14 protein-coding genes are annotated in these 21096 nt (G+C 51.0%); 11 read left to right on the top strand and 3 right to left on the bottom strand.

The window, feature by feature from the left end:
• Positions 1–151: 151 nt before the first annotated feature.
• From bchL to acs, 6 genes are all read left to right on the top strand, one after another.
• Positions 152–1009, top strand: a complete 858-nt coding sequence (gene bchL / locus ACN4EG_RS15680) for a ferredoxin:protochlorophyllide reductase (ATP-dependent) iron-sulfur ATP-binding protein (RefSeq protein ID WP_431630783.1) — start codon at positions 152–154, stop codon at positions 1007–1009.
• A gap of 364 nt (positions 1010–1373) precedes the next feature.
• The gene (locus ACN4EG_RS15685) at positions 1374–2786 is read left to right on the top strand and encodes a ferredoxin:protochlorophyllide reductase (ATP-dependent) subunit N (protein ID WP_431630784.1); all 1413 of its coding nucleotides are present in this window, start codon (positions 1374–1376) and stop codon (positions 2784–2786) included.
• 340 nt (positions 2787–3126) lie between these two features.
• The gene (locus ACN4EG_RS15690) at positions 3127–3483 is read left to right on the top strand and encodes a Spx/MgsR family RNA polymerase-binding regulatory protein (protein ID WP_431630785.1); all 357 of its coding nucleotides are present in this window, start codon (positions 3127–3129) and stop codon (positions 3481–3483) included.
• Positions 3484–3599: 116 nt separating this feature from the next.
• Entirely contained in the window at positions 3600–4541 is a 942-nt protein-coding gene (locus ACN4EG_RS15695) for a zinc-binding dehydrogenase (RefSeq protein ID WP_431630786.1), read from the top strand.
• 227 nt (positions 4542–4768) lie between these two features.
• Positions 4769–9025: a CHAT domain-containing protein gene (locus ACN4EG_RS15700; protein WP_431630787.1), complete on the top strand. Its 4257-nt coding sequence runs from the start codon at positions 4769–4771 to the stop codon at positions 9023–9025.
• A gap of 152 nt (positions 9026–9177) precedes the next feature.
• The gene (gene acs, locus ACN4EG_RS15705) at positions 9178–11148 is read left to right on the top strand and encodes an acetate--CoA ligase (protein ID WP_431630789.1); all 1971 of its coding nucleotides are present in this window, start codon (positions 9178–9180) and stop codon (positions 11146–11148) included.
• 112 nt (positions 11149–11260) lie between these two features.
• Here the strand turns inward: acs and ACN4EG_RS15710 are convergent, their stop codons facing one another.
• Positions 11261–11422 (bottom strand): hypothetical protein, encoded by a 162-nt coding sequence (locus ACN4EG_RS15710; RefSeq protein WP_431630790.1) that lies wholly within the window; start codon positions 11420–11422, stop codon positions 11261–11263.
• Between the two features lie 531 nt (positions 11423–11953).
• Here ACN4EG_RS15710 and ACN4EG_RS15715 point away from each other — a divergent pair.
• Together ACN4EG_RS15715 and ACN4EG_RS15720 are read left to right on the top strand one after the other, a co-directional pair.
• Positions 11954–12937 carry a GDSL-type esterase/lipase family protein gene (locus tag ACN4EG_RS15715; protein WP_431630791.1) on the top strand — a complete coding sequence of 328 codons (984 nt, stop codon included), beginning with the start codon at positions 11954–11956 and terminating at the stop codon, positions 12935–12937.
• Between the two features lie 148 nt (positions 12938–13085).
• Positions 13086–13868, top strand: a complete 783-nt coding sequence (locus tag ACN4EG_RS15720) for a DUF554 domain-containing protein (protein ID WP_431630793.1) — start codon at positions 13086–13088, stop codon at positions 13866–13868.
• 68 nt (positions 13869–13936) lie between these two features.
• Here the strand turns inward: ACN4EG_RS15720 and ACN4EG_RS15725 are convergent, their stop codons facing one another.
• Positions 13937–14110, bottom strand: a complete 174-nt coding sequence (locus ACN4EG_RS15725; protein ID WP_431630794.1) for a hypothetical protein — start codon at positions 14108–14110, stop codon at positions 13937–13939.
• 183 nt (positions 14111–14293) lie between these two features.
• Here ACN4EG_RS15725 and ACN4EG_RS15730 point away from each other — a divergent pair, with 183 nt between their 5' ends.
• From ACN4EG_RS15730 to ACN4EG_RS15740, 3 genes are all read left to right on the top strand, one after another.
• Entirely contained in the window at positions 14294–14872 is a 579-nt protein-coding gene (locus ACN4EG_RS15730) for a hypothetical protein (RefSeq protein WP_431630795.1), read from the top strand.
• 243 nt (positions 14873–15115) lie between these two features.
• Entirely contained in the window at positions 15116–16429 is a 1314-nt protein-coding gene (gene aptA / locus ACN4EG_RS15735; protein ID WP_431630797.1) for an omega-aminotransferase AptA, read from the top strand.
• 133 nt (positions 16430–16562) lie between these two features.
• The gene (locus tag ACN4EG_RS15740) at positions 16563–17561 is read left to right on the top strand and encodes a glycosyltransferase family 2 protein (RefSeq protein ID WP_431630798.1); all 999 of its coding nucleotides are present in this window, start codon (positions 16563–16565) and stop codon (positions 17559–17561) included.
• A 158-nt stretch (positions 17562–17719) separates the two neighbouring features.
• On the opposite strand, the gene ACN4EG_RS15745 is transcribed toward ACN4EG_RS15740, so the two are convergent.
• A complete protein-coding gene (locus ACN4EG_RS15745) occupies positions 17720–20851 on the bottom strand; it encodes a plasmid replication protein, CyRepA1 family (protein WP_431630799.1) in 3132 nt (1043 codons plus the stop codon).
• Positions 20852–21096: the final 245 nt, after the last annotated feature.

Below are 21096 nucleotides of genomic sequence, written 5' to 3' on the forward strand. Positions count from 1 at the left end.
GGCAAATGCTTGTCATCGATAACGCTCATTGCATCCCTCCCCCCACCGCTGGATACGCCAACTCGCAACCGCCAACTCGCAACGGACACTGAGGGGAAAAGCAGAAAAAACTTGAGTGCGATCGCGACCTAGATCTTCAGGAGATTCAACTATGAGACTGGCTGTATACGGAAAAGGTGGCATTGGTAAATCAACCACCAGTTGCAATATCTCCGTCGCCCTCGCACGACGTGGCAAAAAAGTGCTGCAAATTGGCTGCGATCCCAAGCATGACAGCACCTTCACCCTCACGGGATTCCTGATTCCCACCATCATTGACACCCTGCAAGAAAAAGATTTCCACTACGAAGATGTTTGGCCGGAAGATGTGATTCACGAAGGCTACGGTGGCGTGCATTGCGTGGAAGCGGGCGGCCCCCCAGCAGGCGCGGGCTGTGGTGGCTATGTTGTAGGCGAAACCGTTAAACTCCTGAAAGAACTGAACGCCTTCGACGAATATGATGTGATTCTCTTTGATGTGTTGGGTGACGTGGTCTGCGGAGGATTTGCAGCCCCGTTGAACTACGCTGACTATTGCATGATCGTCACCGATAACGGATTTGATGCCCTGTTCGCTGCGAACCGCATTGCTGCTTCTGTCCGTGAAAAAGCCCGTACCCATACGCTGCGCCTCGCTGGTCTAATTGGCAACCGCACCTCCAAACGGGACTTGATTGAGAAATATGTGGAAGCGGTACCGATGCCGATCTTGGAAGTATTGCCGCTCATTGAAGACATTCGGGTATCCCGAGTCAAAGGCAAAACCATGTTTGAACTGGCGGAGTCCGATCCTTCGCTGAACTATGTCTGCGATTACTACCTCAACATCGCTGACCAAATTTTGGCTAGACCGGAAGGCGTGGTACCCAACGATGCCCCCGATCGCGATCTGTTTGCCCTCCTATCAGACTTCTACCTGAATCCCCAAACGCCCCCCAAACAGGATGAAGTGGAATTGATGATGGTCTAGTTGCCAGATCCGGCATTCCCCAGATTCGATCCCCCTAAATCCCCCTGAATAAGGGGGACTAAGAAAGAAAGTATTACAAAGGCTACTGTAGAAATTGGCCATGGTTCAGTTCCCCCTTTTTTCTAGCGTCAGCAGCGCGTAGCGCGGGGGCTAGGGAAGATCAAACTCCGGTTCCCCCTTTTGAAGGGGGGCTAGGGGGGATCGAACGACCTAGGGCCGATCGAATCAAACCGAAAAGGGTCTAGATTCCCTCGATGCCCGAAGTGATGAGAAACCACGTTAAACCCTAAACCTACAGCAATCACCCAATTATCAGTCCTCTATTTCTCACTGTAATCATCTCTCTGCTTAAGGACGCGCAACCATGACATTGGCCGATCCACAACCCCAAGCACTCCAATTTGACTGCGAAACAGGTAACTATCACACCTTTTGCCCCATTAGCTGCGTGGCATGGCTCTACCAAAAAATTGAAGATAGCTTCTTCCTAGTCGTTGGGACTAAAACCTGTGGCTATTTTCTGCAAAATGCCATGGGTGTGATGATCTTCGCAGAACCGCGCTATGCCATGGCGGAGTTGGAAGAAGGGGATATTTCCGCCCAACTGAATGACTACGAAGAACTGAAACGGCTGTGTTTACAAATTAAGCGCGATCGCAATCCGTCGGTGATTGTCTGGATTGGCACCTGCACCACGGAAATCATCAAGATGGACATGGAAGGGATTGCACCGAAGTTGGAAGCAGAAATTGGCATTCCGATCGTCGTTGCCCGCGCCAATGGCTTAGATTACGCCTTCACCCAAGGGGAAGATACCGTTCTCGCGGCCATGGCCCAGCGCTGTCCCACCTCAGCCCAAGTCAGTTCCGAAGCGGAAAAAACGGAGCGGAACGCCATCCAAAAATTGCTGACCTTCGGCCAAAAGAAAGACGAGGCCAAAGCAGCGGAAGAAACGGAATACGTCAACCATACTCCCCTTGTACTGTTTGGCTCCCTGCCCGACCCGGTGGTGACGCAGTTGACCTTGGAACTGAAAAAGCAAGGCATCAAAGTCTCCGGTTGGCTCCCGTCCAAACGCTATACGGAACTGCCCGTGGTGGATGAAGGCTACTACGTGGCGGGTGTGAATCCTTTCCTCTCTCGCACGGCCACCACATTAATGCGCCGCCGGAAAACCAAACTGATTGGCGCACCCTTCCCGATCGGCCCCGATGGCACCCGCGCTTGGATTGAAAAAATCTGTTCGGTTCTGGGTGTGGAACCCAAGGGGCTGGAGGAACGGGAAGCCAAGATTTGGGAAAACTTGGAGGATTACCTGGAATTAATCCGTGGAAAATCGGTCTTCTTCATGGGCGATAACTTGCTGGAAGTCTCCCTTGCGCGATTCCTGATTCGCTGTGGCATGACTTGCCCTGAAATCGGCATTCCCTACATGGATAAGCGCTACCAACAAGCGGAATTGGCATTGCTAGAGAAAACCTGCCAGGAAATGGGGGTGGCACTGCCGAAGATTGTCGAAAAACCCGATAATTACAATCAAATTCAGCGGATTTATGATTTGCAACCGGATTTGGTGATTACAGGCATGGCCCACGCGAACCCCTTGGAAGCGCGCGGCATCAACACCAAATGGTCGGTGGAGTTTACCTTTGCACAAATCCATGGCTTCAGCAATGCGCGGGATATTCTGGAGCTCGTCACCCGTCCCCTGCGCCGTAACGAAGCGTTGAAAGGGTTGGGCTGGGAAAAGCTGGTGAAGGATGAAGCGCAGGTTTGAGCCGTGAAAGTTTGAGATCAGGTGTGGTTTAGACTCTTCTCAAGGAGATAGCAATATCTCCTTTTTTTTTTGCGTAGTGGCCTATAGCCATAGTCCATGAAGTTAGGACAGTGGTATCAAATTCATTCATCTATGCTACAGATTCGATCCCCCCTACCCCCTTAAAAAGGGGGAATTCGGCCAAATTATCTCAAAATCTCCCTTTTTAAGGGGGATTTAGGGGGATCATTACGGGTTGCGATCACAAATTGATTTAGTATAGCGCGAGGGTTTTGCGGACGAGCCATCAGCCTGTAAGATAGACGGTGCAATTGTTTCGTGAACCCCTCTGTTCCTTGTTATGACGCTCCAAGTCTACGGTATTCCCAACTGCGGCACCTGCAAAAAAGCCCTGGCATGGCTAGATGGGAACCAGATTCCCTACGAATTCATCAACACCAAAGACCATCCCCCCAGCCAGTCAGAGATTACCGCTTGGGTGCAAACCTTAGGCAACAAACCCCTGCGCAATACCTCCGGCCAATCCTACCGATCGCTGGGCACCACCAAAGACAGTTGGGACGATGGGGAATGGATTACGGCCTTTGCCCAGGATGCCATGCTGCTGAAGCGACCGTTATTTGTGCAAGATGGCACCGCCGTTGCCGTTGGCTTTCGCAATCCCGACGCGATCGCCCAGCAATTGGGAATTCGTTAAAGGATGATTGCACTAAACCAGTGATTGCACTAAACCAGTCATGACGCTAAACCGTCATTGAACGTAAACTTAGAACGTAGACTTAGAATACGCTTGTCAATTTTCAGGGTAATTCCATGCGGGCAGTTGTTGTTGATCCCAATACCGTTGGTCGGTTAGCCATCCAAAGCGTCGATCGACCTGTGCCCTTACCCAATGAGGCGATCGTCACGGTTCACGCCTTTTCCATGAATCGGGGCGAAATTCGGCGGGCCCAAACGGCGGATACTGGGTGGCGGATTGGCTGGGACTTAGCTGGCGTGGTGGAACAGGCGGCGGCGGATGGGTCGGGCTTTCCCGCTGGAACGCGCGTCGTGGGATTTCTGCCCGCTGGAGCCTGGGGAGAGCAGGTGGCGGTGCCGACCCATTCCCTAGCAGCCCTCCCCGCAACAATTCCCTTTAACGTAGCGGCCACCTTACCCGTTGCAGGCTTAACGGCCCTGATGACGTTGGAAAAAGGCGGCCTGCTCCTAGGCAAAAAGGTTCTAATCACAGGGGCATCCGGTGGGGTGGGCCATACCGCTTGCCAACTGGCTAGAGCCGCCGGAGCCTACGTGGTAGCCCATGTGCGGCGATCGCAGCAGGTTTCCTTTGTCAAAACCACAGGAGCCCATGAAGTGGTGGAGGGCGAAACGCCCGCCGATGCCGCCCAGTATGGCCCCTACGATTTGGTGCTGGATTCCGTCGGCGATCGGGTATTGCCCACTGTGTTAGAACTGCTGGGTAAGGATGGCATGGTCGTCACCTTTGGATCGACCGCTGGCCGGGAAGCGTTGATTAACGTCGGCAACTTCTATGGCAAAGGCGGCCTGCAACTCTACGGCTTTATTCTGTTCCATGAAGTGCTGAAATATCCGGCAGCGTTGGGTTTGGAGCGCTTAGTTAAATTGGTCGAAACGGGTCTCCTCAAACCGCATATTGATTTAGAAACGTCCTGGGAAAAGGTCGGTGAAGTGGCGCAACAGTTGACCGATCGCGCCTTTGTCGGCAAAGCGGTCTTGCAAGTTCGATCGGAATAGGTGGATAAACATAGTCTTTGGGAACAAAATTTTTCATCTTAAATCTAAAAAACTCAGCCATCTGACTGAGAATCGACAACTTATCAGCAGGAATCCGGTTGCTATTCCCCTTCGGGAGAATTAGGTTACGGTATACGACTAGCAGATTTGGCTTTAAGGATATTCCACCTTGAAGGCTAGTCAACCTTATCTTTAGTTCCTCTGTTGTCTGGGCTAATTAAACCGCTATGGATTTCCGTTACCGATTTCGCCGCCGTTGTCTGAGGGTCACTGGTGTTTTATCTGGATGCCTAGGGGCTGGACTGCTGTTTCCCGCCATTAGCGGAGCACAGTCCCTTACCCCCGCGATCGATGGCACTGGAACCCAAGTGACTCAAACCGGAACAACGATCGACATTTCCGGAGGAACCCAGAATGCGGGGAATCTCTTCCATAGTTTTCAGCAATTTAACGTAGGTGCTGGTCAGACCGCGAATTTCCTGACGCAACCCACGGTACAGAATATTCTGGGTCGAATTGTTGGGGAGGAGGCTTCACTGATTAACGGCAAACTGCAAGTCACCGGAAGTAACGCGAATCTTTTTCTGATCAATCCCGCTGGAATTATCTTCGGGCAAAACGCTACATTAAACGTCCCAGGATCGTTCACAGCAACGACCGCCGATCTCATCGGTTTCAGCAATGGTCAAGGGTTCAACGCGATCGGTTCCAATGACTACGCCACGCTTTTGGGACAACCGATCGATTTCCAATTTAGTTCCCTCCAGCCGGGTTCCATTATCAATACGGGCAATCTCACGGTTAATGCGGGGCAATCTTTGGCATTACTGGGGGGAACGGTGGTGAATATTGGGACACTGACGGCTCCCAATGGCAAAATTACGATCGCGTCAACGCTCGGAAATCAAACCCTGCGCATTCAACCAGACGGGAGTTTACTCGGGCTAGAAATTCCCCTCAGCGATCGCACCCATTTAAACAATTCCACGATCGCTGCAAAATCTTTACCGGAACTACTCACGGGTGGAGAGGTTGCCGCTGCCACTGGCTTGACGGTTGAAAATGGGCTGCTCAAGTTAACCCAGAATTCTACCAGCAATACCCGCTTGGTGCCTGTGCAATCCGGTACCACGATCGTGTCCGGGCAAGTTTCCACCAGCGGCTCCCAAGCCCAAGACTCCCGCATTCAAATTTTGGGCGATCGAGTCGGTTTAATTAATGCCCAAGTCCAAGCCACGGGAGCCACGGGGGGCGGCACGGTTTTGATCGGCGGTGACTACCAGGGCCAAGGTACTACACCCACTGCAACGTCAACCTTTGCCGATCGCGCATCTACGATTAATGCTAATGCAATCAGTAACGGCAACGGTGGAAAAATCATCGTCTGGGCCAATGGCAACACAAAATTTTCAGGGACAGCAACGGCTCGGGGTGGCCAATTGAGCGGCAATGGCGGACTGATAGAAACCTCCGGCAAACAATTTTTAGACATCACCCAGGCCCAAGTGGATGCCAGTGCACTCCAAGGTCAAATGGGAACGTGGTTACTTGACCCGACGGATATCAATATTATTAATGATGTTAATGGAGGGGGTAGTCTCGGCACCATTAGTAATGGCATCTTCGACCCACCCACAACGGGAACCGCCAGCCAAATTGCTCCAGCCACGATCGAAACTGCGCTCAACAACGGCACCAACGTCACGATCACCACGGCCAGCGGTACGGGGGGCAACGGCGATATCACCTTAACCAACGGCATTAATCAACTGGGCGGCGGCAACGCTTCCCTGACGCTGATTGGCCGTAATTTTCTCAATCCCAACGGCGCAACCATTAATCTCAGCAGCACCGGGGGACTCACGTTTAAGCTGAATCAAATCAATCCCCAACCCAATCCCTCGGCCCAATCAATTCAGACGGCGATTCAATCGATCGGGACAGTGAACGGTTCTCGCAATATTGAACTCGGCGCAGGAACCTATCGAACCGATGTCCCGATCGCAGTTGATCGATCGGTGAATATCAACGGAGCCGGAATCGGCAGTACCATCATTAGCGGCAACCAAGCCACCCAAGTTTTTAAGGTTGCTGGTAATGATCCAACAAATAGTGCCGGAGTGATTGCGACCCTCTCCAACTTAACGATTCAAGATGGCCAGTCTTTCAATGGTGTAGATGGTGCCGGAATCTTTAATGCTGGAACACTGAAGCTTTCCAAAGTTGCGGTAACGAATAATATCTCAGATGGTGCTGGGGGTGGCATTGCTAATACAGGCAGTCTAACCATCGACCAAAGCCTGATTAGCAGTAATCAAGCGAATAACGGCGGCGGTGGAATTTTCACGAGTGCGGGGACGCTGAATATCAGCAATAGTACGATCGCGAATAACCAAGCAGGGGGCGTTGGGGGCGGTGTCAGGCTGGTTTTCTCAGCCACCCTCAATGTGACTAATAGCACCTTCAGTAACAACTTTGCAACAGCCAATGGAGGAGCCTTCGATTTAAACAGCGACCCCGGCATTACCGCAGCGCAATTGGTCAATGTCACCCTATCAGGCAATACTGTTAACGGGACAGGAGGCGGAATTTCCCTAGGAGCCAGTCAACAGGCAACTTTGGATAGCGTCACGATCGCGAACAACCAAGCAGCCAATGGCGGAGGGGGCATTTCCAATATTTTTGGCGGTAACTTAACGCTGAAAAATACGATCATTGCGGGCAATCAGGCTTCAGTAAATCCAGATATCCAAGGAGGAATTACTAGCCAAGGCAATAATTTGATTCAAAATCGTGGGACGAGTGTGGGTTATATTGATTCTGATTTACCCGATGGTACAAATCCCAGCCTATCTCCCTTGGGAAATTACGGTGGGCCAACGGCAACCCATATTCCCCTAACGGGCAGTCCCGCGATCGACGCAGGCAATACCACCGCCACGATCGATCAACGGGGCATTGCCCGCCCCAGTGGCAGCAAAAGTGATATTGGGGCGGTAGAAGTGGAAAGCCTCTCCCCAGTCATCCCCGTTGTTACACCCTCACCCAATCCTGGCATCCCGTCCCCAACTTCTCCCTTGCCCACTGCTCCTCCCGCGACTCCTGAAAAACCTGCTCAGCCTGGAATCCAGCCACCGGAATTGTTGTATCCAAAACCGCAATCGATCGAAATTGTGACCCAACGGAATCCATCTTCTGGACTCATCTTTCCTCTGGAGGTGGAACGCCTCGATCACTCATTTACCCAAAACTATCACCAATTCCTCAACCTATCTCAAACCCAAGCGATCAGTCTTAACGACATTCAAACCATGCTGCAACAGGTGCAGACTCAAAAGAATAATCGTCCTGCCATTATTTATGGTCGATTTATTCCCCAAGCAACCACGACCTCGATCGCACAATCCACTGCACACCTCACGAGGTCTCAGGAAAACCCACTCCCGCTAGCCAATCCCAGCGATCGCTTAGAACTGCTACTAGTCACGGCCCACGGTAATCTGATTCGCAAAGATACCCCCTTCACCCGCCAACAGGTGCGCGATCGCTTGCAGGCTTTGAATTTATTTTTAACGGATCTTGAAGATTCCCAAACACTCCCCATCTTTGGTCAGGAATTTTATCAATGGTTGCTCCAGCCATTGGTCCCTGAACTCCAGCAGCAGCAAATCAACCAACTCATTTACAGCCTAGATGCAGATCTGCGATTACTCCCTTTAGCACTCCTCCATAATGGCAAAACCTATGCCACTCAGGATTACCAACTCTCTCTCATTCCCAGTTTTGGTTTGATGGATCGCACGATCGTCACTGATCGACGATCGGTCCTGGCATCCGGTGCAGAAACGTTTCAGCGCCATGTCCCGTTGCCAGCAGCAGCGGTTGAAGTGAAGTTGGTCAGTCAAGAACTCGGCTCGGGAAAAATGCTGCTGAATGAAGCCTTTACGGTCAAAAATCTGGTCAAAGCCCGATCGACCTTTCCAGCCAATATTATACACTTGGCCACCCACGCAGCATTTAATCCCGGCCCCCCTCAACGCTCTTACATTCAATTTTGGGATCGCAAGCTCACGTTGGATCAGTTACGCAGCTTAAACCTTGACCATCCGCAGATCGATCTATTAGTGTTGAGTGCTTGTAGTACAGCCGTGGGCGATCAGGACTCCGAACTCGGTTTTTCTGGGCTGGCAGCAGCGGCAGGCGTAAGATCGAGCCTTGGCAGTTTATGGCCCGTTTCCGATTTGGGCACCCTCGCTTTTATGAGTGAATTCTATGGGCACCTGAATCGGACCTTTACACGATCGGCGGCGCTGCAAGCCACTCAAACGGCCTTGCAATCGGGCAAAGTACGCATTGAAAACGGATATCTGATCACCTCCTACAATCGAATTCCTTTACCAAAACCATTACTGGAACAAGGTATCACGGAGTTTTCCCATCCTTATTATTGGGCCGCCTTTACCTTAATTGGTAATCCATGGTAGAAAAATCAATCCAGGGTAGGGCAACGAAGACGAAAAATGGTAGCAAGATGGACAAAATATTGAGACAATGACGAGAGCCAAATCCTAAGCACATTACTGAACACCCCCTACACTGACATACATATTGATTTAGTAAGAACAGGCGCAAAGTCATGTCTCAACCGACGATCGAATCCATTCTTCAAGAAAACCGATTATTTTCCCCCAGTGCGGAGTTTTCTAGCCAAGCGGCCATCAAAAGTTTAGAAGAATACCACCAGCTTTATGAAACTGCAAAGGCTGACCCGCTCGCGTTTTGGAGCAATTTGGCCCAGCAGGAATTGCACTGGTTTCAACCCTGGGATACGGTTCTCGATTGGAGTAATCCTCCCTTTGCCCAATGGTTTGTAAATGGCAAAACGAACCTCTCCTATAATTGTCTCGATCGCCATTTATCAACGGAACGACGCACCAAGCCCGCCATCATTTGGGAAGGGGAACCGGGGGATTCTAAAGTCCTGACCTATGAAGAGTTACATCGGGAAGTTTGTAAATTTGCTAATGTTCTGAAAAAACTCGGTGTGCAGAAAGGCGATCGGGTCGGAATTTACATGCCAATGATTCCGGAAGCGGCGATCGCCATGCTAGCCTGTGCTCGCATTGGTGCATCTCACTCGGTGGTGTTTGGTGGATTTAGTGCCGAAGCATTGCGCGATCGTCTGATCGATGCGGCGGCAAAAGTAGTGGTGACTGCCGACGGCGGTTGGCGCAAAGATGCGATCGTTCCCCTCAAGGACGCCGTGGATAAAGCCCTAGAGGATGGCCAATCGGTCGTTCAATCCGTCGTGGTTGCGAAACGCACGGGGCAAGACATTCCCATGCAGGCCGATCGGGATTTCTGGTGGCATGACTTGGAAGCGGGAATTTCCGCAGACTGTCCCGCAGAACCCGTGGACTCCGAGGATATGTTGTTCATTCTCTACACCTCCGGTTCCACGGGCAAACCCAAGGGCGTGGTGCACACCACCGCTGGCTATAACCTCTACGCCCACATGACCTGCAAGTGGATTTTTGATCTGCAAGAAAACGATGTCTACTGGTGCACCGCCGACGTGGGTTGGATTACGGGTCACAGCTATGTCGTCTATGGGCCGCTGTCCAATGGTGCAACGACGCTGATGTATGAAGGCGCGCCCCGTCCCTCCAATCCGGGAGCCTTCTGGGATGTCATCCAAAAGCACAAGGTCAGCATTTTCTACACCGCACCGACAGCGATCCGGGCCTTCATTAAAATGGGTGATCAGCATCCCCAATCCCGTGACCTCTCCTCCCTGCGGTTACTGGGAACCGTGGGCGAACCAATTAACCCTGAAGCGTGGATGTGGTATCACCAAGTGATTGGCGGCGGTCGTTGCCCGATCGTCGATACCTGGTGGCAAACGGAAACAGGCGGCATCATGATTACGCCCCTGCCTGGAGCCATTCCCACCAAACCCGGTTCCGCCACCCTGCCCTTCCCCGGCATTCTGGCCGATGTGGTGGATTTGGACGGCAATTCCGTTGGCCCCAACGAAGGCGGCTACTTGGCGGTGCGTCACCCCTGGCCTGGAATGATGCGGACGGTCTATGGCGACCCCGATCGCTTCCGCCGCACCTACTGGGAGCACATTGCCCCCAAGGATGGCCAGTACCTGTACTTTGCAGGCGATGGGGCACGGCGGGACGAAGATGGCTATTTCTGGGTGATGGGCCGGGTGGATGATGTGATTAACGTGGCAGGTCACCGGCTAGGTACCATGGAAATTGAGTCGGCCTTGGTGTCCCACCCTGCCGTGGCGGAAGCTGCCGTCGTGGGTAAACCCGATGACCTCAAGGGCGAGGAAATTGTGGCCTTTGTCACCTTGGAAGGGACGCAAACCGCCAGCGATATCCTGATGAAAGAACTGAAGCAACATGTCGTCCAGGAAATTGGCGCGATCGCCCGTCCAGGTGAGATCCGCTTTGCTGATGCTCTACCCAAAACCCGATCGGGCAAAATTATGCGTCGCCTGCTACGGTCCTTGGCCGCAGGGCAGGAAATTTCCGGCGACACTTCAACCCTGGAAGATCGCACCGTGCTAGAAAAACTGCGGGGCGAAGGGTAATCCCATCGGTTCATAGGGGAGAATTCATCAAATGATTGGAAGAGGCGTTGTCACCCGTGGTGACAACGCCTCCTTCACGATTACTAGGTTTTTCGCTACGAACCTAGCCTATTTAACCCAACAAATATGCATTTCTCATTGCCCAGAGAATCAGTAGGACAATGCTGCCTAGAATGATGAGGGAGGAGAGAGTAACCGTTGCTGGACTATCTGCGCCATCGAACTGCATAATGCCTCGATTCAGGTCAGATAATGGGTTGCGGAATCGTCTCATAGTCGGCTACTCCTTGGAAATTGATCCCTAGAAATTCAACTGATCACCCATTCAACTGAATTACATCGTTACTGTACTGCAAGTACTACAATACAACTACTACAATGCATGAATTCATGCATCCATTGCCTTTGACCCAGCTTTTGGGCGATTACCTTTATCCTAATGGCTAAGACTCATTAGTTTCTTAAATATTCACAACTTCTTCAGCGATTTTTGCAATTTTTTGTAAACGTTTCTAATGTTGGAATCATCCGCTGGCTGTGTTTGCTAGAGTGACGGGCTGGAATTGCTGCCTAATTTTGTGGGCGGAGCGGATGGGTTTAATCGGAAACCACTGCATGGCACGATCGCACCTGCCACGATCGTCGATTGCCAATCTCCATAAACCGGAGGCACTAGACTGCATGGCACTAGACTGCATGGCACTAGACTGTATGACAATGGCAATCTTCAAAAATCTTCTCAGAAAGAACATTGCCCCGTACAATGCTAGCGACCCATTATTTTGCCATTTGCCCCTTCACCATAATGAAACTGCTCCTGGGTGCGATCGTCATCCTCCTGGCTCTGATTGGAATCGAGGTTCTTTTGCGACTTCGCTTTGGATTTGGGCATCCTTTGATTTATATAGCCGATCCAGAAATGGGCTATCGGCTCGCACCTAATCAATCTGTGAAGCGGTTTGGGAATACTATTTCAATTAATCAATATTCCATGCGCAGCAGCGAAATCACTGCAAGCCGATCGCCTCTGACTTTCCGGATTCTGCTACTTGGCGATTCCGTTGCCAATGGTGGCTGGTGGACGGATCAATCCCAAACCATTTCCACTCTGTTACAATCGCAGTTGCAAGACCAGTTACAAGCTTCCCGCGATCGTATTTCTGTATTCCGTCAGACCAATCTCGCCACGATCGAAGTCTTCAATGCCTCTGCCAACTCGTGGTCACCTAGGAGCGAATTCGCATATCTTAAACAGTTCGGAACCTTTGGATCTCAAATTATTGTCCTTATTATTAATACTGATGATTTATTTGCCACGGCTCCGACGGATCTAGTTGTCGGCCACGATCGCAATTATCCCGATCGAACACCATTCTTAGCATTAGAAGAAGTAATCACTCGCTATGTTTTACCCGCCCCAAAAATTTCTCCTGAGCTACAGGCCGTATATGCCGAAGGGGGCGATCGGGTGGGACGGAACCTACAGGCGATCGCACAAATCTACCAAATTACCCGGCAACACTCAGCCCAACTCTTGGTCGTACTGACCCCATTACTGCGGGAAATCGAAACGGGTTCCCGAAACTATGAGATCGATGCCCGCCAACGCCTATCGCAATTTCTGCAAGACCATACGATCGCCTTTATTGACTGTTTACCCCTGTTCAAAGCACAACTCAGCGCCAAGTCGCTCTACCACGATCACATCCACCTCAATCCCCAAGGCAACCAACAGGTCAGCGATTACATCCAACAATGGATTCAGCAACTACAAATCCCACCGCAATAACTGATTGATGCACGGGCTGGCTACTCTGCTGACGGATCGCCCATTGGCGCGATCGTCCAAAAAGCATCATAAGTCAGTTCATCACGGCAGGCTACATCTGGTAAAGTAATGCATCTCTAATTTCATACTCGCTTTGTTTTCTCTGTTGATGACAATTTATTCCATTGCAGCCCCCTCGTTGGTCGCAACGTTGACGGTCTGGGATAAAACCAGTGGAACCTGGATTAATATCATCACGGTTCTTTTGGGAACATTATTAGGTTTAAGCATCCGAGGGCGGCTCCCCCAGACAATACAGCAGGTGATTACCCAGGGACTGGGCCTGTTTACCCTATTCCTGGGCCTTACCCTGGCCAATAGCATGTTAAAAGCCAAGGCTGGCCCGATCGATGGCATCATTCTTGGATTGCTTGCCATGGTTTTGGGTGGTGTCATTGGCGAAAGCCTCAACATCGAAGCTCAACTCACAAATTTGGGCGATTGGCTGAAAGATCGCTGCCGAGGCACTGGACGGTTTACTGAAGGATTTGTGATCAGCAGCTTGTTATTTTGCATTGGCCCCATCACCATTGTGGGTTGCTTGAACAATGGTTTGTCAGGGAATAACAATCTTCTGACTGTGAAAGCGGTGATGGATGGCTTGGCCGCGATCGCCTTTAGCAGCATTTACGGCATTGGGGTGGGATTCTCAATCATCCCAATTTTGATCTACCAAGGTGGACTTTCCCTGTTTGCCGGACTGCTCACCCAAACGTTACCGAACCCTACGATCAATCCGCATGTCCAGATGATCTCTGGGGTGGGGGGATTGATGGTACTCGGCATTGGATTCAACTTATTGGATCTAGCCCGTTTGCGCGTTAGCTCCTTTCTACCAGCATTAATCCTGGCTCCGGCCCTCTTGACCCTTGTACGCATGATTACTGGCTAGTGATTACTGGCTAGACCATGGCGTGGTCAGTAGCAAGGTTAGCAGAAGAGTCGGTTAGACCAACCAACTCAGGATTGGCTGAGGCGAGAGTTGAAGAAATAGCCTGAAGCCATTGGGGCAATCTGCCCTCCCATCGCCATGGCAAGACCATCAACATCAACGATCGAGCAAGACAGATCGTCGGAAGTGGCAGCTGCGCGATCAAGGGAGTCATTCTGACTAGAAAGAGCAAGGTTCGACAAAATTCACCATTAGAAATCAACCAAAATGAGTACAACAACTCAATCCACCAATGAAACCGATCATCACTTTGGCAAATTTTTCTAAACATTTCAGAAAAATTTCAGAAATTAGTTCGTCAATTTGCAAATATCAGGGTATACATAAATAAAGTCACAACGTTTATTTACCGTAGGGACAATCTAATGGTTGCAACAAAACGTAGATCGCCGACATCTACACTCGTTTCGAAAAACGCGATCGAGCAAGCATCCTCTCTGCTGGAAGGCTTAGAAGAAAAACCCAAAGAGATCTGGTCATTGCGGGAAGCGATCGACGCTCTGAAGGATCAGATCACCCTGGCTCTCGATCGTGGCTACACCTACGTGGAAATCTCCAAAATGCTTTCCGAGCGAGGCGTTGAGATTAGTGCTTCGACTTTGAAGTATTACCTCTCCTCTGTGAAGCGCAATACCGATGGAGGCAAAACCCGCCGCCGTCGTCGCACCCTGGGCAAGCTGACGGGTAAAACCCTAGAGATGGCCACCGCTGCTGTGAATGGTGCAGTGGAAAAGGCTGAAGGGCCGAAAAAACGGGGTGGACGCAAACCCAAAGCTGAAGTCGTAGAAGCACCTCCTGCACCTGCGCCTGCTAAGCGGGGTCGTAAAGCTGGTTCCACAGCCGCTAAAGCTGCACCTGCTGCCAAAACTACTCGTACTGCGACCAAGGCCACTAAAGCCACCAAGGCACCGGGAACACGGGGTCGTCGTAAATCAGCAGGCTAAGCCTACTTTTGATTTTTATTGCAGCAGGACGGTAGCGTTTTCCATAGCCTATCGTCCGCTTTTTTATGGAAATCAGCTACAGCATTGCAGGGCGTAAAATTTGTCCGTTTCAAATCGGATTGCTGGGCAGCGATCCGATTTTTAGCGACCGGAGGAACCGAGATCGTAGGATGATGGGATTGGCGTTCGATCGCCCTTCTTGCGATCGAACAGCTGTCCAATTCTCTTCCCATTTGTCCGCCGATGACTCTACCATCCCTCGATGCATTTTGGATGCCCTTCACGGCCAATCGCCAGTTCAAGGCCCATCCGAGGCTCCTAGCCTCCGCCCAGGGCATGTATTACCAATCGGTGGACGGCAGACAGATTTTAGACGGTACTGCGGGGCTGTGGTGCGTCAATGCCGGCCACTGCCGAGAACCCATTACCCAAGCCATCCAGAAACAGGCCGCAACCCTCGATTACGCACCAACGTTTCAGATGGGGCACCCGATCGCCTTTGAATTGGCCGATCGCTTGGCGAAACTCTTACCGGGGGATCTCAACTCCGTTTTTTTTACAAACTCGGGCGCAGAATCCGTTGATACAGCCTTAAAAATCGCGATCGCGTACCACCGGGCCCGTGGCGAGGCCAGCCGCACCCGTTTGATTGGACGGGAACGGGGCTACCATGGTGTGGGCTTCGGGGGCATGTCTGTAGGGGGCATCGGCCCTAATCGCAAAATTTTCGCTAGCAATCTGATTCCCGGTGTCGATCATTTACCCCACACGCACAATTTGTCGCAGAACGCATTTACCCAGGGACAACCGGAATGGGGTGATCACCTTGCCGATGAGTTAGATCGTCTGATTGCTCTGCACGATTCCTCCACAATTGCAGCGGTCATTGTGGAACCCGTTGCTGGATCAACGGGCGTTCTGATTCCACCAAAGGGATATCTGGAGCGATTGCGAGCGTTGTGCGATCGCCATGGCATTCTGTTAATTTTTGATGAAGTGATTACGGGCTTTGGACGATTGGGCACAGCGTTCGCAGCGGACTATTTTGGGGTCATGCCGGATTTGATCACCGCTGCAAAAGGGCTGACCAACGGGACGATTCCCATGGGCGCAGTCTTCGCTCGACAATATATATATGATGCGTTTATGCAGGGGCCAGAATCCGCTATCGAACTCTTCCATGGCTATACCTATTCCGGCCATCCCATTGCCTGTGCCGCCGCCCAAGCCACGTTAGATATTTACGAACAGGAAGGCTTGTTCGATCGAGCAAAGGCACTCGCTCCCTACTGGCAGGAAGCAATCCATTCCCTCAAGGGCATTCCTGGGATTATCGACATTCGGAATTTGGGGTTAATGGCAGGGATTGAATTGGCGTCCTTGCCCAATCAACCGGGTAGCCGTGCTTATCAAGCCTTAGTGAAATGCTTTGAAAACGGATTATTGATCCGTGTTACCGGCGATATCATTGCCCTCTCACCACCGCTGATTGTCGAGAAATCCCAGATTGATCAAATGATCGATCATCTACGCATCGTTCTGAAAACGCTGGCTTGAACGAATTGACTAGAACGAATTGACTAGAACGAATTGACTAGAACGAATTGACTGGAACGAATTGTTCTGAAAACGCTGGCTTGAACGCATTAACTAGAACGCATTGACTTGAACATACGGTAGCGAGGGCAGTATGAATCCCGTCTATTCACTGGTGATTCCAATCTACAACGAGGAAGAAACACTGCCGGAACTCTACCGCCGCCTACGATCGCTGATCGATCGATTGGATGGGCCAACGGAATTGATTTTGGTCAATGATGGCAGTCGCGATCGCAGCTTGTCAATTCTGCGGCAACTGCATCACCAGGACGATCGGGTCTGTTATATTAACCTGGCCCGCAATTTTGGCCACCAGATTGCCGTCACCGCTGGCTTAAATTTTGTGCGCGGCAAAGTCGCGGTGATCCTGGATGCCGATCTCCAAGATCCTCCGGAGTTGATTCCTGAAATGATCGATCGTTGGCGCGAGGGCTATCACGTCGTCTACGCCCAACGGGTCAAACGCCACCGCGAAGGTTGGTTTAAACGCACAACGGCCTATGTGTTCTACCGTTTGCTAAAACAACTGACCGACGTGGACATTCCGACGGATACGGGCGATTTTTGTCTGGTCGATCGCAGTGTGGTCGATATCTTGAATGCCATGCCAGAGCGTAATCGCTATCTACGAGGACTGCGATCGTGGGTGGGGTTTCAGCAAACTGCCGTGACCTTTGAGCGCGATCCCCGTTTTGCGGGCGAGGTGAAATATACTTTTCGTAAGTCCTTAGCCTTGGCGATTAATGGTCTGGTTTCCTTTTCCCAGGTGCCCCTGCGCCTTTCGACCTACATGGGATTGCTGGCAGCATTTGTGGCCCTCTGCATGGCTGTGTTGGTGCTGTATTGGCGAATTTTTGTCCCCCACTCGCCTTTAACGGGTTTTACCTTGATTCTGGTTGCAATTTTTTTCCTAGGTGCAGTGCAGCTCGTTAGCATTGGCATTTTGGGTGAGTACATTGGACGGATTTATGAGCAGGTGCAGGGGCGTCCGCTCTATACCGTGTCCGAAATTGCAGGGTTTACAGCCCTAGACGCTCTCTCGGAAGTTTCCCACCGATCGCGATCGAACGAACCCCTAGACGCCAAATAGAAAAACAAGATGCATTGGGTTCACCCTCACCATCGGGTTGTCCCAAATACATCTTGTCATTAGCTCGAAGGACATTGTTGGTTTTTCGCTGGCTGAATGTTGGTATCAGCACAAATTTCGATCGCCCTGAATCAGGCAATGACTCCGAGGGCGATAATTCACTCCGCAGAATTAGCCGAGGCTGGCTTAGCGGAACTCGTAACTGCCTGCAATAATGCCTCATCCTGCTGTTGCCACTGGGCGAAAATTGTTTCCCGATCGTCCGTGGGTGGCACGTAGCGATAGACCCGTAGACCACCCCGCCGGCCATCCGGTGCCCGATCGCGGGAAATGCAGACCAACTTCACGTCTAACTTGTTCAGCAAGGCTTGAATCATGGTAATTGGAGCCATGCGATCGGTAATCTTTAGCCCGAACAGTAACTTAATATCTTGGCGATGGGCCAGAATGGTGGCATGCATTTCCTGGACATCCAGATCCGTCGATCGGGTTTTGCGATCGGGATCGAGCAAGTTCACAACCCCCAAGGCTTTGAGAATTTCCACCTGTGCCGTCAATAGCTTCACATCCTGTAACGAAACATTGCCATTGCCCCGACTGAGATGATCTTCCCAGGCTTGCAGATCCCGCAACCGCACAAATAATGGATCGTGAATGAGATAGTAGTGCAGCCGTAACTGACCGTGCCATCCCTGTTCATCCTTGAGTGTTAGCTCCGGCGTGATCGAAATGGGGTACCGGCTTTTTAGTTCATGTTTACGCTGGCTATGGCGCTGTTGCGTCGTCCGCGATCGCGTTTCTCGCATGGCCTGATATTCCTGGCGGCTCAGTTCCGGCGACTCGGAAATTGCCTCAGCGTCGGCTTGCTGATTGTGGTTACGAATCTCAGTGATTCGTTGTGCGATTCGATCGATCTGTTCCAGATTGTGATTCACTGGCAAAAATTCAAATCCCGGTACCTGAAGTTTGCCGCTGACCAATTCGTAATAGGCAACGGCTTCTTCCGTCGCCCCGAGAATTTTGTCTGCGTTATCGGTCACAACGACCATATTGTGTCCTTCCCGACGTAAGCCATTTTGCAGCTCTCCCCGAAAATTCCACAGCGAGAAATTGACCCGTGCAGCCATTTTGGACCAAGTACGGAGGGCGATCGGATCGGTTTGACGATCGAGATCAAAATCCACTTCCTTCAGCAGCATCACGTTATATTTCACCGCCTTAGTTGTGGATTGGGCAATGTCGCGATAGAAACAACTGCCATTGCCAATTTTGCCTAAGCCATATTTTGCCGACCAAACATAACGGGGTACCCGATCTCGCACCCGTGCCAGGGATTGCCGCGACTCCGCATCGGACATCACCCCTTGGAAAATTCCAAAGACGGCTTGGAAATGGTTTTGTAGATCGATCGACACGCCCGTTCCGATCGTCGGCGTTGCTAAAACAATGTCGTACTGAGCAATCTTGCGGTTGATATCATTGGCAATGGCGTAGGCGGGATGATCGGAGCTGGCAACCGTTTCGCTATCAATCCGCAAAATTCGTTTTTCAGGAAAGCGTTGGTGGAGGTAAGTTTCCAAGTTACGGGAACTCCAACGACTTTTTGCCTTTTGGGAATCTAGGCAAACAAAGACCGACCCTTGCTCGATCGCCTGTTCCATTTTGGCAATCAAAGGCGCAGGATTTTTCGTGTCATATATATAGGTATGCTGCTTCTTTTTAGACTGCCAATCATTGACGACGAGCCAAGGCGCGATCGGCATTTCCGTTAAACTCAACAGATAATCTACGCTAATGTCGGACAGGTCGGCATCCTGCGCCACAATCAACCCACCACTAGACAAGACAACTTGAACCAATTCCTTCAGCGTTGCCAAAATTTTGACCCGATGGCTGTAGCAAGTCGTACTGTTCAGCGCATGCCACAGCACTTGTTCCACTTCATCCAGAATGACGATCGACCCTTCCCAAGCCTGCGGATCGAAATGCGCTTGGGAGAGGGGATGGAGAGAGTCAATGCAAAGGCCATAGCCGTGAAATTCAGTTCCGTCAGCCGTGCCATTGGTTAAGTTAGTAATCCAGTCAATGCCGAGGCTCTGGCAAATCGATCGACCGAGTTGAATGCGGTGGGTAATCACGAGGACTTTACGATCATCGGCGATCGCACCCCGCACCAAACGCTGAAGCGAAGTTGTTTTGCCCGTTCCCTTGGGACTTTTCAAACAAACTAAACCCGTTGTTGGGTAATTAATTTCTCCTAAATAGGGTTGACTGAGTTGTACCGCAGGTGGATGGGTTAATGACCACAACCGTCCTGCTTGCCAGTAATCTAATGTTTCTGCATTGCTACATAGCGCTGCAAACTCCTCAACACCACACTCCGCCACGTAATCATCAACACCTTTTTGCGGTCCCGGTAGGGTAATCACCTTCACGGTACAAGCTGCCCGATTCAGCAACGTGCCTAATTTGGAAATCGCGATCGAGATCGCTTGCACAACCTTGGGCCGAGTTTCAAAGTCGAAGCAAATGTAAAAATCCCGCCCTGACTTGTCAGAAGAAGATGGCAACCCTGATTGGGTAAAAAACTCTAATTCAGGAATCAATTGATTGCCTTCCCGCCGATAGCCCCCAAAAATTCCAGGCAGCGCGATCGCGGCGTAACCCGCCGTCAGCAAGCATCCCGCTTTTTTCTCACCTTCCGTTAAAACGACGGGAACATTCTTTTGCCAAACCCAATGCCAAAACCCGAGCTTCAGATCGGCCTTCGCAATGGCAATGCCCGATCGATCTGCAACTTTTTGCCAAACCTTAAACGGAACTTCCAATAATGTTAAACGGCTGGAACCTTTTCCTAGACTAGGACTGAGGTATTTAGCGGGCTGACCTTTTTCCCGATCGATGATGGGCGTATCTGCATCGGGTTTGAAGCGTCCCCACTGCATTTTTTGCCAGCCATTTAGCGGATCAATCCCACTGACCCACCAGCCCCGCAAGTTTGTCCGAGCCTGTTGCCCAAAGCGTTTTACACTCCAGTTCAAACGTTCTGCAATGGGGTAACTCACTTCATGGGAATAGCGATCGACGGCTGTGTCCGTCAGTGTTTCCACGTTTAATCGCACGATCGCTGGATCAACAGCGCTAGCAATCCACTCCTGTTCATGGTCGGATGCGACAGCGCTGCCTAAGCGAGAAATTGCAGAATCCCAAGCTGAATTCTTAGAATTTGAATGCAGAAAACCGCGCGACTCTAGCCGAGAGCCGCAACTCCTGATACAATTCTTTTGCATAAGGACAGATATCCCAACGCAAATTGGGATGACAAGGTTGAACAAGTACCCCTTGGGCTAACTGTGGTAGGGAAGCGCGAGGGGTTTTGCTTTGGGAATTATTTGGGTGGTAGACCAGACAATTCCAGCTAGCAGGGAGGACAAGGTTAGTTTCAGAACAAGCTACAGAACAAGGTTCAAACGATTGACAGGTTGTTGACTTTTTGGTGACTTGACTGAGTTTGGTAGGAACCCAGTTCGGGTAG

Source organism: Alkalinema pantanalense CENA528 (assembly GCF_050753345.1).
In the GTDB taxonomy this organism is placed as follows: domain Bacteria; phylum Cyanobacteriota; class Cyanobacteriia; order Leptolyngbyales; family Leptolyngbyaceae; genus Alkalinema; species Alkalinema pantanalense.